The organism is Aeromicrobium endophyticum, from assembly GCF_003586285.1.
Lineage (GTDB): Bacteria > Actinomycetota > Actinomycetes > Propionibacteriales > Nocardioidaceae > Aeromicrobium > Aeromicrobium endophyticum.
The window spans coordinates 392,843-408,112 of record NZ_QUBR01000002.1; the positions used below are offsets into that span (position 1 = coordinate 392,843).

The following is a 15,270-nucleotide window of genomic DNA, read 5'->3' on the forward strand; positions in this document are numbered from 1 at the left end:
GTGAAGATCTCTCAGGCGCTGGTCGGCGCCGTCCTCATCGGCGCGAGCCTGGCAGCCTGCAGCGGCAGCAGCGACGGGGGAGACGACGCGGGCAGCAGCTACTGCAAGGACATCAAGGCCGCGAAGCCGACCTTCGAGACCCTCGCCTCGGGCGATCTGTCCGAGCTCGAGAAGGGGTTCACGACCTTCCACCGGCTGGCCGACGAGGCGCCCGACGAGCTGAAGGACCAGTGGAAGGTGCTCGACGACGCTGCCGACTCGGTCGAGGACAAGCTCAAGGAGGCCGGACTGACGTTCGACGACCTGCCCGACATCCAGGCCGGCAAGCTGCCCGAGGGCGTCAGCGTCGAGAAGCTGACCGCCTTCGCGGCCGACCTGCAGAAGCTCAACAACGACACCTTCGCCGAGGCGCGCACCGAGATCGGCAAGCAGGCCAAGGACGTGTGCGGCGTCGAGCTCGGCGCAGGCTGACGCCACCAGACCCCGCCCCGCGGGTCGCCCCGACAGCACGCCCACCCGGAAGGATCTTCGTGACCGAGCTAGACGCCGCGATCGACCGACTCGTACGTCCCATCGCCGACTGGCCCGAGCCGGGCGTCACGTTCCGCGACATCACCCCGTTGCTGGCCGACCCCGTCGCCTTCGAGGCCGTGATCGACGGTCTGGTCCTCCTGGCTGAGAAAGCCGGCCCGGTCGACGCCGTGCTGGGCGTCGAGGCGCGAGGCTTCATCTTCGGCCCGTCGATCGCGCTGCGACTGGGCGTCGGGTTCGTGCCGGTGCGCAAGGCCGGCAAGCTGCCGTCCACGTCGCTGTCGACGTCGTACGACCTCGAGTACGGCTCGGCGACCATGGAGATGCACGTCGACGCCGTCGTCCCGGGCGCCCGGGTGCTGGTCGTCGACGACGTCCTGGCCACGGGCGGGACGCTGCTGGCAGCGGCCGACCTCGTCGCCCAAGCGGGCGCGAGCGTGGCCGGCAACCTCGTCCTGATCGAGCTGTCCGCCCTCGGCGGCCGCGAGCGCATCGGCGCCGCCGGCTGCGAGTCGCTTCGCAGCTACTGAATCCCTCCCACCGACCGAATCGAGACCGCATGAACCCCCGACAGGTCCGCGTCGTCGCACTCGTCCTGGTGGCGATCCTCGTGCTGGGTGCCGCCGCGACGTTGCTCGGCGAGCTCGTCTGACCGAACGACCGTGCACACCGTCCGACTAGACTGAGCAGACAGTGAGGAGAGCGCGTGGCTGATCGCATCGAGACCCCGTCGGTCGAGTCGAAGAACACCGACTCGGTGCCTACATCTGCGCGCGTGCGCAATCGCCTGGCGCGCATCGGCGGCAGCCGCGCCGGCTCGGTCGACGTGCTCGACCCGCTGATCAAGGTCTACCGGGCGACGCATCCCAAGGGCGAGGTCGCCGCCATCCAGAAGGCGTACGAGATCGCCGAGCGGATGCACGACGGCCAGAAGCGCAAGAGCGGCGACCCCTACATCACGCACCCGCTGGCCGTCGCGACCATCCTGGCCGAGCTCGGCATGACCTCGCCGACGCTGTGCGCGGCCCTGCTGCACGACACGGTCGAGGACACGCCCTACACGCTCGAGCAGCTGACGGCCGACTTCGGCGACGAGGTGCGGCACCTCGTCGACGGTGTGACCAAGCTCGACAAGGTCAAGTACGGCGACTCGGCGCAGTCCGAGACCATCCGCAAGATGGTCGTGGCGATGAGCCGCGACATCCGCGTGCTCGTCATCAAGCTCGCCGACCGGCTGCACAACATGCGCACCCTGCGCTACCTGCGTCAGGACAAGCAGGAGCGCATCGCACGCGAGACCATCGAGATCTTCGCCCCGCTGGCGCACCGGCTCGGCATGAACACGATCAAGTGGGAGCTCGAGGACCTCGCGTTCGCGACGCTGCACCCCAAGGTCTACGACGAGATCGTGCGTCTTGTGGCCGACCGCGCGCCGTCCCGCGGCGAGTTCCTCGAGCGGGTGACCAGCGAGGTCGAGTCCGACCTGCGGCACGTCAAGCTCAAGGCGACGGTGTCGAGCCGCCCCAAGCACTACTACTCGATCTATCAGAAGATGCTGGTCGGCGGCCGCGAGTTCTCCGAGATCTTCGACCTCGTCGGCGTGCGCATCCTGGTCGACTCGGTGGCCGACTGCTACGGCGTCCTCGGCGTGCTGCACGCGCGCTGGAACCCCATCCCGGGACGGTTCAAGGACTACATCTCGGTGCCGAAGTTCAACATGTACCAGTCGTTGCACACCACGGTGATCGGCCCGCAGGGCAAGGCCGTCGAGCTGCAGATCCGCACGTACGCGATGCACCGTCGTGCTGAGTACGGTGTCGCCGCGCACTGGAAGTACAAGGAAGACGCGACCGCCGGCGGCAGGGGTGCCAAGGGCTCCGACGGCAACGACATGCTGTGGCTGCGCGAGGTGCTCGACTGGCAGTCCGAGACCGAGGACTCCGTCGACTTCCTCGACTCGCTGCGCTTCGAGATCAACAACGCGGGCGTCTACGCCTACACGCCGCGCGGCGACCTCATCCAGCTGCCGGCCGAGGCCACACCGGTCGACTTCGCCTACGCCGTGCACACCGAGGTCGGTCACGCCTGCATCGGCGCGCGCGTCAACGGACGGCTGGTCTCGCTCGAGTCGACGCTCGAGAGCGGCGACGTCGTCGAGATCTTCACGTCCAAGTCGGCCGACGCCGGGCCGAGCCGCGACTGGCTCGACTTCGTCGCGAGCCCCCGCGCCCGCAACAAGATCCGCCAGTGGTTCACCAAGGAGCGGCGCGAAGAGGCCATCGAGCGCGGCAAGGACCTCATCGCCAAGCAGATGCGCAAGGAGGGGCTGCCGCTCCACCGGCTGTTCAAGCACGAGACGCTGTCGACGGTGGCCCAAGAGCTGCACCTTCCCGACGTGTCGATGCTGTACGCCGCGGTCGGCGAGGGCAACGTCGGGCCCCAGAGCGTCGTCGAGCGCGTCATCGACCTGGCCGGTGGGCGCGAGGGGGCGCAGGAGGACCTCGCGGAGGCCACCACGCTGCCGGGCATCGGGGCGCGGCGCCCGCGCAACGAGAACCGCGACGCCGGCGTCATCGTCGACGGTCTCGACGGTGACGTCCTGATCAAGCTGGCCCGGTGCTGCACGCCGGTGCCGGGTGACGACATCCAGGGCTTCGTGACACGCGGCGACGGCGTCTCGGTGCACCGCACCGACTGCGTCAACCTGCTGTCGCTGCGCAGCCAGCCCGAGCGGCTCGTCGGCGTCCGGTGGGCACCGACGGGCAAGAGCACCTTCCTCGTCGCCGTGCAGGTGGAGGGCCTCGACCGTCCGCGCCTGCTCAGCGACATCACACGGGTCATCTCCGACCAGCACGTCAACATCCTGTCGGCGTCGCTGAGCACTGGTCGCGACCGGGTCGCCAAGTCGAAGTTCACCTTCGAGATGGCCGATCCGAAGCACCTGGGCCACGTGTTGTCGGCCGTCCGCACGGTCAAGGGCGTCTTCGACGTCTACCGCCTCACCCAGTAACGCTGACGCGTGGGTTCCGCCCCACTGACGCGTGGGTTCCGCCCTACCTCAGCCGCGAGCTCCCCAGCGACGGGCCAAGGGTGTCATCCCGAGCGCGGCGCCGAGCTCGTCCTCGAACGAGGTGTCGGCGCCGAAGATCCGACCCCGAGTGGCATTGATCCAACGCCACCCGTACACGTCGGTCAGGTATCCGCGCCGGTCGTCGTCGTGCTGTCGGTGGCCGGCATCGGTGTGGAACTCCCGACCGTCGAACTCGCTGCCGATGAGGCGCTCCGGGTACGACAGGTCGATGAAGAAGGTTCGCCCGAAGTCGTCGACCACCTCGTGTTGGGCCTCGGGCGGCGGGAACCCCGCGTCGAGCATTCGCAGGCGCTGCCACGACTCGCCGGGGGACTGTGTCTTGGGCTCGATGACAGCCGCCAGGCTCCGCGCCTGCACGATGCCGCGATACCCGTTGAGGCGCGCGACGTAGTCGACGACCTCGGGTGCGCGAACGAGCCCGGCTGCCGCGAAGGCGTCCGCCGCGGCGAGTGCGTACGGCCGGTACATCGAGCGAAGAAGGTCCGACACCGTGCGCAGCGGCGTGGTCAGGTGGATGCCATCGACGAAGTCGATGTCCTCCGAGCGCAGGATGGCCTGCCTGCCGCGGCTCCCAGGTCGGACGATGCGCGATCCACCGTGCTGAAGCACCATGGCGGGGGTGAAGTCGTGCCTGTCGCCGGGCGCGAAGACGTCCAGACCCATGACCCACGCAGCCGTCTCATCGCACACGACCGCGTTCGACGGCGTCACGAGGCGGAGTGCCCGCATGCGGCCCCGGCGGGAGTCGGGAACGCGAGCGTCGACGTACACGCCGCGAAACTCTCGGCGGAGGGCGCCGAGGGCGAACATGGACCGCAGGTGCTTCGGGTGGAGCCCGAGATCGCGGCCCTGCAGCACGGTGAACGGATATCCGTCGTTGACGAGCTCAGACACGTCACCGATCAAAGAGCGCCCGGGGGCTGGCGTCGAACCGTTCGTCCACAACCACGCGGCGACAGGGCGCAACCCACGCGTCAGCGGGGCGCAACCCACGCGTGAGGGGGGCGCAACCCACGCGTCAGCGGGGCCTAAGCCACGCGTCAGCGGGGCGCAACCCACGCGTCAGCGGGGCGCAACCCACGCGTCAGCGTCAGGAGAAGTCGGCTTGGGCCTTCTTGGCCATCTCGAGGAAGGCCTGTTTGGACTCGAGGTCCTTCTGCAGGTCCTTGGCCTTCTTGGCGTCGCCCTTGGCCTCGGCCACGGTGAGCTTGTCCTGCACCTCGTCGATCGCGCGCTGGAGCTTGCCGATCATGTCGTCGGCGCGCGCCGACTTCTCGGGATCGGTCTTCTTCCAGATGCTGTCGGTCGCGTCCTTGATGGCCTGCTCGACCTTGCGGATGCGCCCCTCGAGCTCGCTGATCCGGCCGCGCGGCACCTTGCCGGCGGCCTCCCAGCGGTCGGCGATGTCGAGCCACGCCTTGCGGGCGGCGTCGACGTTGGTGATCGGCAGCAGCTTCTCGGCCTCGGCGAGGATCTCGATCTTCTTCTCGGCATTGACCTCATACTCGGCGTCGAGCGCGCTGTTGGCCTCGTCGCGAGCCGTGAAGAATGCGTCCTGAGCGGCGCGGAAGCGCTTCCAGAGCTTGTCCTCGACGTTGCGGGGTGCCGAGCCGGCCTTCTTCCACTCCGTCATGAGGTCGCGGTACTTGCCGGCCGTCGGGCCCCACTCGGTGGACGTCGACAGCGCCTCGGCCTCGACGATCAGCTTCTCCTTGACGACCTTCGCCGCGTCGCGCAGCGTCGACTGCTCGCCGAAGTGGCTCTTGCGACGTCGGGTGTACGTGGTGCGCGCGGAGCTGAAGCGGTGCCACAGCTCGTCGTCGGCGGACTTGCTGAGCCGCGGCAGCGCCTTCCACTCGTCGAGCAGCGCGCGCAGCTTGTCGGCGCCGCTCTTCCAGTCGTTTCCGGCAGCGATCTTCTCGGCGTCCTCGGCGATGCGCGTCTTGGCGGTCTGCGCCTCGGCGACCTTGGCCGCACGCTCGACCTTGCGCTGCTCGCGCTGCGCGTCGATCGCCGGCTGCAGCGCGTCGAGGCGCGTGACGAGCGAGGCGAGATCGCCCATCGCCTGGGCGTCGACGAGCTGGTTGCGGACCTTGGTGACGGCCTTGGCGGCGTCGTCGGGGGACACCGTGCCGCCCTTCAGCCGCGCCTCGAGCAGACCGACCTCGGTCTCGAGGCCCTCGAAGCGGCGGACGTACAACGACATCGCCTCGGCGGGGTCACCTCCGGGCCACTGGCCGATCAGTCGTTCGCCGTCGGTGGTCTTGACGTAGACGTTGCCGTCGTCGTCTACACGACCCCAGGGGTTCGTGGGCGCAGAACTCATGGGCGACAGTCTAGGGCGACGACCGGGGCGACGACTGCATGGAGGGCGTCCGCCCGTCTCGCGTACCCTGGCGGACGTGCTTCTCACGTCATTCCCGGCCGGTCCGCTGCAGGCGAACTGCTACTTCGTCTCGCGTGGCCCCGGAGCCGGATGCGCCATCGTCGACCCCGGGATGGATGCGCTCGAGGGCGTCCGCCAGGTCGTGGCCGAGCACAACCTGAGGCCCGCCGCCGTCCTCGTGACCCACGGCCACTTCGACCACATGTGGAACGCGCAGGACGTCGCGGCCGAGTACGACTGCCCCGTGTGGATCCACCCGGCCGATCGCCACCTGCTGAGCGATCCGATGGCCGCGATCTCAGGCCAGTCGGCCGCGATGCTGCGCTCACAGCTGGGCATGACCGACATGCCTGAGTTCGCCGAGCCCGCCGACGTCCGCGATGCCGTCGACGGGGCCGAGATCGAGGTGGACGGGCTGACGTTCACCGTCGACCACGTGCCCGGCCACACCCCCGGCACGGTGTTTTACCGGGTCGACTACGACGGGCCGGAGGACGTCTCGCAGATCATGTTCTCCGGCGACTTCCTGTTCGCGGGCTCGATCGGCCGCACCGATCTCACCGGCGGCTCGCACGACGAGATGCAGGCCAGCCTGCGCGACCGTGTCCTGCCGCTGCCGGACGACGTCGTGGTGCTGCCCGGGCACGGCGGCCAGACGTCGATCGGTCGCGAGCGTGCCACCAACCCGTTCCTGGCTGAGGTCGCCTCATGAGCAAGAAGCTGTCGGGGTTCCCGGAGTTCCTCCCACGCGAGCGCATTGTCGAGCAGCAGGTGCTCGACCACCTGCGCCGCACCTTCGAGCTGCACGGCTTCGCCAACGTCGAGACCCGTGCCGTCGAGCCGCTCGACGTCCTGTTGCGCAAGGGCGAGATCGACAAGGAGGTCTACGCCGTCAAGCGGCTGGCCGCCGATCCCGCCGAGCCGGCCGAGCTGGCCCTGCACTACGACCTCACCGTGCCGTTCGCGCGCTACGTGCTCGAGAACGCCGGCAAGCTGGAGTTCCCGTTCCGCCGCTGGCAGATCCAGAAGGTGTGGCGCGGCGAGCGTCCGCAGCAGGGACGCTTCCGCGAGTTCACGCAGGCCGACATCGACATCGTGGCCCGCGACGTGCTGCCGTTCCACTTCGACGTCGAGGTCGCGCGGGTCATGGCCGAGGCGCTGGCCGGGCTGCCGATCCCGCGGGCGACGTTGCAGATCAGCAACCGCAAGATCCTCGAGGGCTTCTACCTGGGGCTCGGCGTGGCCGATCCGACCGCCGTCATGCAGGTCGTCGACAAGCTCGACAAGGTGCCGGCCGAGCGCATCCGCGAGCTGCTGCTCGAGCAGGGCCTCGACGCCCCGCAGGCCGAACGGATCCTCGCCCTGGCCGAGATCGTCACGACCGACACCTCGTTCGTGCAGCGGGTCGAGGCACTCGGCGTCGAGCACGAGCTGCTGGCCGAAGGACTCGCCGAGCTCGCCCAGGTCGTCAAGGGCGCTTCGGACGTCGACGGCGTCACCGTCACCGCAGACCTGCGCATCGCGCGCGGCCTCGACTACTACACCGGCACGGTGTTCGAGACCCGCCTCGAGGGGTGGGAGCACCTCGGCTCGATCTGCTCGGGCGGACGCTACGACGAGCTCGCGAAAGACCGTCGCTCGACCTATCCCGGCGTGGGTATCTCGCTGGGCGTCTCCCGCCTGCTCGTGCCGCTGGCCCTGGCCGCGTCCCGCTCGGTGCCGTCGGCAGTGCTCGTCGCGGTCGACGCCGAGGAGTCCCGCTCTATCAGTGACACGATCGCAGGGGCGCTGCGCTACCGCGACATCCCGACGGAGGTCGCCCCCGCGGCAGCGAAGTTCGGCAAGCAGATCCAGTACGCCGAGAAGCGCGGCATCCCGTACGTCTGGTTCCCGCCCTCGTCGGTCAAGGACATCCGGTCGGGCGAGCAGGTCGACGCCGACCCGACCACGTGGACACCACCCCTCGAAGACCTCACCCCGACCATTCTCACCAAGGAGCAACTCTCGTGATCCGCACCCATGACGCCGGAAGCCTGCGCCCCGACCACATCGGTCAGCAGGTCACGCTCGCCGGATGGGTCGCGCGACGGCGAGACCACGGCGGCGTCGCCTTCATCGACCTGCGCGAGGCCTCGGGCGTCGTCCAGGTCGTCGTCCGCGAGGAGGTCGCGCACCAGCTGAGGGCCGAGTACTGCATCAAAGTCGTCGGCACCGTGCAGAAGCGCCCCGAGGGCAACGAGAACGCGGGCATCCCGACCGGTGACATCGAGGTCATCGCCGACGACGTCGAGATCCTCAGCGCCGCGGCGCCCCTGCCGTTCCCGATCGACGACGCCGGTTCGTCATCGGCCGGCTCCGTCGGCGAGGAGGCCCGCCTCAAGTACCGCTACCTCGACCTGCGCCGCAGCGGTCCGGCTGCCGCGATCCGCCTGCGCAGCAAGGTCAACGCCGCGGCCCGCGAGGTGCTCGGCGCCAAGGACTTCGTCGAGATCGAGACGCCCACGCTGACCCGCTCGACGCCCGAGGGCGCGCGCGACTTCCTCGTGCCGGCGCGCCTGCGTCCGGGCAGCTGGTACGCCCTGCCGCAGAGCCCTCAGCTGTTCAAGCAGCTGCTGATGGTCGGCGGCATGGAGCGGTACTACCAGATCGCGCGCTGCTACCGCGACGAGGACTTCCGGGCCGATCGTCAGCCCGAGTTCACGCAGCTCGACATCGAGATGAGCTTCGTCGACCAGGCCGACATCGTCGCGCTGATGGAGGACATCCTCAAGAAGATGTGGGCGCTCATCGGCTACGAGATCCCGACGCCGATCCCGCACATGACCTACGCCGACGCCATGCGCCGGTTCGGCTCCGACAAGCCCGACCTGCGCATGGGCCAGGAGCTCGTCGAGTGCACCGACTACTTCAAGGACACGGCGTTCCGCGTGTTCCAGGCCGAGTACGTCGGCGCCGTCGTCATGCCGGGTGGTGCGTCGCAGCCGCGTCGTCAGTTCGACGCGTGGCAGGAGTGGGCCAAGCAGCGCGGGGCCCGCGGACTCGCCTACGTCACCATCGGTGAGGACGGCGAGCTCGGCGGTCCGGTGGCCAAGAACCTGACCGATGCCGAGCGCGAGGGCCTCGCCGCCCACGTCGGCGCCCAGCCCGGCGACTGCATCTTCTTCGGAGCGGGCGCGACCAAGTCGACCCGCGCGCTGCTCGGTGCGGCCCGTCTCGAGATCGGCGATCGGTGCGGACTCATCGACCAGGACGCCTGGGAGTTCGTGTGGGTCGTCGACGCCCCGCTGCTCGAGCCGTCCGGCGACGCCGTGGCCTCCGGCGACGTCGCGGTCGGCGCCGGCGCGTGGACCGCGGTGCACCACGCGTTCACGTCGCCCCAGGACATCGACGGCTTCGACGCCGATCCGGGCAACGCCCTGGCCTGGGCCTACGACATCGTCTGCAACGGCAGCGAGCTGGGCGGCGGATCGATCCGTATCCACCGCGAGGACGTCCAGAAGCGCGTGTTCGCGCTGATGGGCATCGGCGAGGAGGAGGCACAGGAGAAGTTCGGCTTCCTGCTCGACGCCTTCACCTTCGGTGCCCCGCCGCACGGCGGCATCGCCGTCGGCATGGACCGCATCTGCGCGATGCTGGCCGGTGCCGACTCGATCCGCGAGGTCATCGCGTTCCCGAAGTCCGGCGGCGGCTACGACCCGCTGACGGCCGCGCCCGCGCCCATCACGCCCGAGCAGCGTCGTGACGCCGGCGTCGATGCCAAGCCCAAGGCCGAGAAGCTCCCGGACGGCGATGCGCCCGACGGGGGAGTCAGCCAGGCCGGCTGAGCTCCAGATCGTCGGTTCACCACGCCGGCAGGGCAGGCCTCATCCCGGCGCGGCAAGCCGTCCGCGTCCGGACCGAGTTTGCCCTCCCGGCGTGGTAAACCGCGGCGTCGGGACGGGCGGATAGGCTCGACCCATGAGCTCTGACGGGTTGTTCGACATCCCCGATCCCGTCGTATCCACGGGGTCGTGCTCGGGCTCGCTGAGCGGAAACACGCACTCCTCCGCGCCCTTGGCCGTGCGCATGCGACCCCGGACGCTCGACGAGCTCGTCGGCCAGCAGCACCTGCTGGCACCGGGGTCGCCGCTGCGGCAGATGATCGACGGCAACCAGCCGCTCACGATCCTGCTGTGGGGTCCGCCCGGCACCGGCAAGACGACGATCGCGAGCCTGTTGAGCGCGCACACCGACCGCCGGTTCGTCGAGGTCTCCGCGGTGTCGGCCGGGGTCAAGGAGGTGCGCGACACGATCGCCGGAGCACGACGCGCGCTCGCCCAGAGCGGCGTCGAGACCGTCCTGTTCGTCGACGAGGTGCACCGGTTCAGCAAGTCGCAGCAGGACGCCCTGCTGCCGGGCGTCGAGAACCGCTGGGTCTCGCTGGTCGCCGCCACCACCGAGAACCCGCACTTCAGCGTCATCTCGCCGCTGCTGAGCCGCAGCCTGCTGCTGACGCTCGAGAGCCTCACCGACGACGACATCGGCGTGCTGGTCGACCGCGCGCTGACCGACGAGCGCGGCCTGGCCGGGGTCGTCACCCTCACCGACGAGGCCCGCTCGCACCTCGTGCGGCTCGCCGGCGGTGACGGACGCCGCGTGCTGACGTACCTCGAGGCCGCGGCCGGGGCGGCCACGAGCCAGGGCAAGCACGCGATCGACGTCGAGGACGCCGCGCTGGCCGTCGACAAGGCGGCGGTGCGCTACGACCGTCAGGGCGATCAGCACTACGACGTCATCAGCGCGTTCATCAAGTCGATCCGCGGATCGGACGTCGACGCCGCCCTGCACTACCTGGCCCGCATGATCGAGGCCGGCGAGGACCCGAGGTTCATCGCCCGCCGCCTGATGATCCACGCCAGCGAGGACATCGGCATGGCCGATCCCACCGCGCTGCCGCTGGCCACCGCCACGGCCCAGGCCGTCGCCATGATCGGCTTCCCCGAGGCGCGCATCCCCCTGGCGCAGGCGGTCATCCATCTCGCCGCCGCCCCGAAGTCGAACGCCGTCATCACCGCGATCGACGCCGCGCTGGCCGACGTACGGGCCGGAAAGGTCGGTGCGGTGCCGCCGGCCCTGCGAGATGCCCACTACTCGGGCGCCAAGAAGCTCGGCCACGGCCACGACTACCGATACCCGCACAACGACGCCCGCGGCGTGGTCGGGCAGCAGTACGCGCCCGACGACGTCGACGGCTCGACCTACTACGAGCCGACCGAGCACGGGTTCGAGGCCCGCCTGGGCGAGCGTCTGGCGATGATCCGCTCGATCCTGCGCGACCGCTGACCGCCCCGGCCACGCAGGTCGTCCGACCGCCCCCGCGATAGGCTCGACGTCATGTCGACAGAGGTGTGGATCCTCGCGGCGACCGCGGTTCTGGCCGTGGTCGCGATCTGCGCTGCCGTCATCGCCGTCCGCGCCGTGCGCCGGGTCGGGACGATCGCCACCCAGCCCGTCGAGGATCCCGCGACCCCCGCCACCCGCGACGCGCCGGCACCGTCCGCCGACGTCATCGTCCACGAGGCCGTCGTCACGTCGTTGCCGACCGAGCTTGAGCCCCGCGTCGTCGAGGGCCGCCTGGTCGTGCCGCCCACCCAGCACCAGGTCGTGCAGGCCGCCCTCGGGCGCCCGGGCGTCCGCCTGTCGATCGCGCTGCACGGAGTCACGTACGCCTTGCGGGCCGAGAGCCGCGACCGCATCACCGCCCTGATGCGCCGTGAGTTCCGCAGGCGCCGGCGCGAGCGGCTGCAGGCCGGGCGCCGCGCCGTGCGCTCGACGCGCCCCACGCCGCCGTCCGACCAGTGGCTGGGCTCATGAGGTCTCGTCTCGTCTGGTTCGTCGCCGGGTCGGCGGCCGGTGTCTACACCGCTGCCAAGGCCCGCCGCGCGGCCTACCGCCTCTCGGCCCCGGGCGTCGTCGACCAGGCCGCTGCCCTCGGCCTCGGCTGGCGCGAGCTCAGCGCCGAGGTGCGCGACGGGATGCTCGCCCGTGAGCGGCAGATCGCCCGCCAGCTCGCAGACGCCCCGGCCGCCGATGCGCTTCGCCTCGATGAGGCCCGACCCGACCACGAGCTCCCCGAGACCATCCGTCCCGATGTGACCCACCCCGATCCGAAGGCCACCTGATGCACACTGCGGAGATCCGCCGCCGCTTCCTCGACCACTTCGAGCAGGCAGGACACACGGTCGTGCCCTCGGCGCCGCTGCTGTTCGACGATCCCAACCTGCTGTTCGTCAACGCCGGCATGGTGCCGTTCAAGCCCTACTTCCTCGGCCAGGAGACGCCGCCGTGGCAGACCGCCACGAGCGTCCAGAAGTGCGTGCGCACCCTCGACATCGAGGAGGTCGGCAAGACCACGCGCCACGGCACGTTCTTCCAGATGAACGGCAACTTCTCGTTCGGCGACTACTTCAAGGAAGGCGCCATCACGCATGCCTGGCGGCTCATCACGGGCTCCGTGGCCGACGGCGGTCTCGGCATCGACGCCGACAAGATCTGGGTGACGGTGCTGCACTCCGACCAGGAGGCGCGCGAGATCTGGAGGCGCGTCGCGGGGCTGCCCGACGAGCGCATCCAGGACCGCGGGCTGCTCGACAACTACTGGCACATGGGCGTGCCCGGCCCGGGTGGCCCGTGCAGCGAGATCTACGTCGACCGCGGGCCGGAGTTCGGCCCCGACGGCGGCCCAGTCGTCGACGAGGACCGCTTCCTCGAGATCTGGAACCTCGTGTTCATGCAGGAGGAGATCGCCAACGTCCGGGCCAAGGACCAGTTCGACGTGATCGGCGAGCTGCCGAACAAGAACATCGACACCGGCATGGGCCTCGAGCGGGTCGCCTACCTGCTGCAGGGCAAGGGCAACCTCTACGAGATCGACGAGGTCTTCCCGGTCATCGAGAAGGCCTCGGAGGTCTCGGGTCGCACGTACGGCAAGGACCACGCCGACGACGTGCGGTTCCGTGTGGTCGCCGACCACGTCCGCAGCGGCCTGATGCTCATGGGCGACGGCGTGACGCCCGGCAACGAGGCCCGCGGGTACGTCCTGCGTCGCCTGCTGCGCCGCGCCGTGCGGTCGATGCGCCTGCTCGGCTTCGAGGACCCGGCCCTGCCGCTGCTGCTGCCGGTGAGCCTCGAGCGCATGAAGGCGTCGTACCCCGAGCTCGAGGCCGACTTCCCGCGCATCGAGCAGATCGCGTACGCCGAGGAGGACGCGTTCCGCCAGACGCTCGGCAAGGGCACCCAGATCTTCGAGAGCGCCGCCGTCAAGGTCAAGGAGAGCGGAGGCTCGGGCCTGTCGGGCGAGGCCGCGTTCACCCTGCACGACACGTACGGCTTCCCGATCGACATCACGCTGGAGATGGCTGCCGAGAAGGGCCTCAGCGTCGACGAGGAGGGCTTCCGCTCGCTGATGGCCGAGCAGCGCTCCCGCGCCAAGGCCGACGCGAAGGCCAAGAAGGGCAGCCACGCCGACACGACGGTCTACCGCTCCGCGCTCGACGCCAACGGCCCCACCGACTGGCAGGCCTACACGACCCTGACCACCGAGTCGCGCGTCCAGGCGCTGATCGCCGGCGGCGCGACCGTCCCGGTGCTCGGCGCGGGCTCGGTCGGCGAGGTCGTGCTCGACCGCACCCCGTTCTACGCCGAGTCGGGCGGCCAGCACGCCGATGCCGGACACCTGCAGTGGGATGGGGGCCGCGCCGAGGTGCTCGACGTCCAGCGCCCCGTGCGCGGGCTGGTGGTCCACCAGGTGCGTGTGCTCGACGGTGAGCTGACGCTCGACGCGCCGGTCGAGGCCGTCGTCGACGCCGAGTGGCGTCTCGGCGCCCGCCAGGCCCACTCGGGCACCCACGTCGTCCACGCCGCGCTGCGCGAGGTGCTCGGACCCACGGCGCTGCAGGCGGGCTCGTACAACCGTCCCGGCTACCTGCGCCTCGACTACGGCTGGAGCGGCGCGCTGTCGCCCGACCAGCTGCACGGCGTCGAGGAGGCGTCCAACCGGGCGCTGCGCGCCGACCTGCCCGTCACGGCCAAGACCATGTCGCTGCCCGAGGCGCGCGAGTGGGGTGCGCTCGCGCTGTTCGGCGAGACGTACGGCGAGGACGTGCGCGTCGTCGAGATCGGCGGCCCGTGGTCGCGCGAGCTCTGCGGTGGCACGCACGTCGACCGGTCGTCGCAGATCGGCACCGTCGTCATCACGTCCGACGGCTCGGTGGGCGCGGGCAACCGGCGCGTCGAGGCGCTCGTCGGCATCGAGGGCTTCCAGTACCTCGCCAAGGAGCGCGACGTCGTCCGGCAGCTCACCGACCTGCTCAAGACCCAGCCCGAGGACGTCCCCGGACGCGTCAACGACCTGCTCGAGCGCCTGAAGGCCGCCGAGAAGGCCGCCGAGAAGATCAAGGCCGCCCAGCTGCTGGGCGCGGCCGGCGACGTCGCCGCGTCCGCGCGCGACGTCGGTGGCGTGGCCTACGTCGGTCACCACGCCGCCGGTGCCGCCGGGGGAGACGTGCGCACGATCGCGCTCGACATCCGCAAGCGGCTCGCCGATCGTCCGGCCGTCGTGGTCGTCATCGGCGACGCCGGCGACAAGCCGGCCGCGGTGGTGGCCCTCAACGAGGCCGCGCAGGAGCGCGGGCTGTCGGCCAACGACCTCATCAAGGTCGTGGGAGCGCAGATCGGCGGCAAGGGCGGCGGCAAGGCCGATGTCGCGCAGGGCGGCGGCACCGACGTGGCAGGCATCCCCGCGGCGCTCTCCGCGGTCGAGGCCGCCCTGGCGCGATGAGGCGAGGACGCCGACTCGGTGTCGACGTCGGCGACGCCCGTATCGGCGTGGCCGTCAGCGACCCGGACGGCATCCTGGCCACGCCGGTCGAGACGGTCGCGGCCGGGCCGTCGGCGATCGGACGCCTCGCGGCCCTCGTGCTCGAGCACGAGGTGCTCGAGTGCGTCGTCGGGCTGCCGATGGGGTTGTCGGGGCGCGAGGGCCCGGCCGCGGTGAAGGTGCGCGCCTTCTGCGCCGAGCTCGGCGAGGCCATCGACCCGGTGCCGATCCGGTTGTTCGACGAGCGCATGACGACGGTGTCGGCCGACGCCATGTTGCGGCACAGCGGGCGCTCCGCACGGGGCAAGCGCAGCATCATCGACCAGGCTGCCGCTACGGTGATCCTTCAAACGGCACTCGATGCCGAACGAACCCGCGGGTCAGCCCCCGGCGAGAGCGTGTGAG

At 70.4% G+C, this 15,270-nt stretch carries 13 protein-coding genes; 11 read left to right on the forward strand and 2 right to left on the reverse strand.

Features of this window, described 5'->3' with window-relative positions; genetic code table 11:
* From DX116_RS12485 to DX116_RS12495, 3 genes are all read left to right on the forward strand, one after another.
* Positions 1 to 471 carry a hypothetical protein gene (locus DX116_RS12485; RefSeq protein ID WP_119704593.1) on the forward strand — a complete coding sequence of 157 codons (471 nt, stop codon included), beginning with the start codon at positions 1 to 3 and terminating at the stop codon, positions 469 to 471.
* A gap of 59 nt (positions 472 to 530) precedes the next feature.
* Positions 531 to 1,061, forward strand: coding sequence for an adenine phosphoribosyltransferase (locus tag DX116_RS12490; RefSeq protein WP_119704594.1), 531 nt, complete (start codon positions 531 to 533; stop codon positions 1,059 to 1,061).
* Between the two features lie 245 nt (positions 1,062 to 1,306).
* Complete coding sequence (locus DX116_RS12495) at positions 1,307 to 3,541, forward strand: RelA/SpoT family protein (RefSeq protein ID WP_119705612.1); 2,235 nt, start codon at positions 1,307 to 1,309, stop codon at positions 3,539 to 3,541.
* Between the two features lie 48 nt (positions 3,542 to 3,589).
* Here the strand turns inward: DX116_RS12495 and DX116_RS12500 are convergent, their stop codons facing one another.
* Positions 3,590 to 4,516: a hypothetical protein gene (locus tag DX116_RS12500; RefSeq protein ID WP_147393661.1), complete on the reverse strand. Its 927-nt coding sequence runs from the start codon at positions 4,514 to 4,516 to the stop codon at positions 3,590 to 3,592.
* A 196-nt stretch (positions 4,517 to 4,712) separates the two neighbouring features.
* Complete coding sequence (locus tag DX116_RS12505) at positions 4,713 to 5,948, reverse strand: DUF349 domain-containing protein (protein WP_119704596.1); 1,236 nt, start codon at positions 5,946 to 5,948, stop codon at positions 4,713 to 4,715.
* A gap of 76 nt (positions 5,949 to 6,024) precedes the next feature.
* Here DX116_RS12505 and DX116_RS12510 point away from each other — a divergent pair, with 76 nt between their 5' ends.
* From DX116_RS12510 to ruvX, 8 genes are all read left to right on the forward strand, one after another.
* Positions 6,025 to 6,720 (forward strand): MBL fold metallo-hydrolase, encoded by a 696-nt coding sequence (locus tag DX116_RS12510; RefSeq protein WP_119704597.1) that lies wholly within the window; start codon positions 6,025 to 6,027, stop codon positions 6,718 to 6,720.
* Complete coding sequence (gene hisS / locus DX116_RS12515; protein WP_119704598.1) at positions 6,717 to 8,018, forward strand: histidine--tRNA ligase; 1,302 nt, start codon at positions 6,717 to 6,719, stop codon at positions 8,016 to 8,018. Before DX116_RS12510 ends, hisS begins: the two co-directional genes overlap by 4 nt.
* Positions 8,015 to 9,832, forward strand: a complete 1,818-nt coding sequence (gene aspS, locus DX116_RS12520; RefSeq protein ID WP_119704599.1) for an aspartate--tRNA ligase — start codon at positions 8,015 to 8,017, stop codon at positions 9,830 to 9,832. Before hisS ends, aspS begins: the two co-directional genes overlap by 4 nt.
* A gap of 133 nt (positions 9,833 to 9,965) precedes the next feature.
* Positions 9,966 to 11,330, forward strand: a complete 1,365-nt coding sequence (locus tag DX116_RS12525; RefSeq protein ID WP_119704600.1) for a replication-associated recombination protein A — start codon at positions 9,966 to 9,968, stop codon at positions 11,328 to 11,330.
* Between the two features lie 51 nt (positions 11,331 to 11,381).
* The gene (locus tag DX116_RS12530; protein WP_119704601.1) at positions 11,382 to 11,861 is read left to right on the forward strand and encodes a hypothetical protein; all 480 of its coding nucleotides are present in this window, start codon (positions 11,382 to 11,384) and stop codon (positions 11,859 to 11,861) included.
* Complete coding sequence (locus DX116_RS12535) at positions 11,858 to 12,169, forward strand: DUF6167 family protein (RefSeq protein ID WP_147393662.1); 312 nt, start codon at positions 11,858 to 11,860, stop codon at positions 12,167 to 12,169. Before DX116_RS12530 ends, DX116_RS12535 begins: the two co-directional genes overlap by 4 nt.
* The gene (alaS, locus tag DX116_RS12540; protein WP_119704603.1) at positions 12,169 to 14,826 is read left to right on the forward strand and encodes an alanine--tRNA ligase; all 2,658 of its coding nucleotides are present in this window, start codon (positions 12,169 to 12,171) and stop codon (positions 14,824 to 14,826) included. Before DX116_RS12535 ends, alaS begins: the two co-directional genes overlap by 1 nt.
* A complete protein-coding gene (ruvX, locus tag DX116_RS12545; RefSeq protein ID WP_119704604.1) occupies positions 14,823 to 15,269 on the forward strand; it encodes a Holliday junction resolvase RuvX in 447 nt (148 codons plus the stop codon). Before alaS ends, ruvX begins: the two co-directional genes overlap by 4 nt.
* The last annotated feature ends 1 nt before the right edge of the window (position 15,270 follow it).

Excerpts from the sequence above, each read along its gene's own strand:
- DX116_RS12505 (WP_119704596.1), bottom strand. The coding sequence starts at position 5,948 with ATGAGTTCTGCGCCCACGAACCCCTGGGGTCGTGTAGACGACGACGGC.
- hisS (WP_119704598.1), top strand. The coding sequence starts at position 6,717 with ATGAGCAAGAAGCTGTCGGGGTTCCCGGAGTTCCTCCCACGCGAGCGC.
- DX116_RS12525 (WP_119704600.1), top strand. The coding sequence starts at position 9,966 with ATGAGCTCTGACGGGTTGTTCGACATCCCCGATCCCGTCGTATCCACG.
- DX116_RS12530 (WP_119704601.1), top strand. The coding sequence starts at position 11,382 with ATGTCGACAGAGGTGTGGATCCTCGCGGCGACCGCGGTTCTGGCCGTG.
- DX116_RS12535 (WP_147393662.1), top strand. The coding sequence starts at position 11,858 with ATGAGGTCTCGTCTCGTCTGGTTCGTCGCCGGGTCGGCGGCCGGTGTC.
- alaS (WP_119704603.1), top strand. The coding sequence starts at position 12,169 with ATGCACACTGCGGAGATCCGCCGCCGCTTCCTCGACCACTTCGAGCAG.
- ruvX (WP_119704604.1), top strand. The coding sequence starts at position 14,823 with ATGAGGCGAGGACGCCGACTCGGTGTCGACGTCGGCGACGCCCGTATC.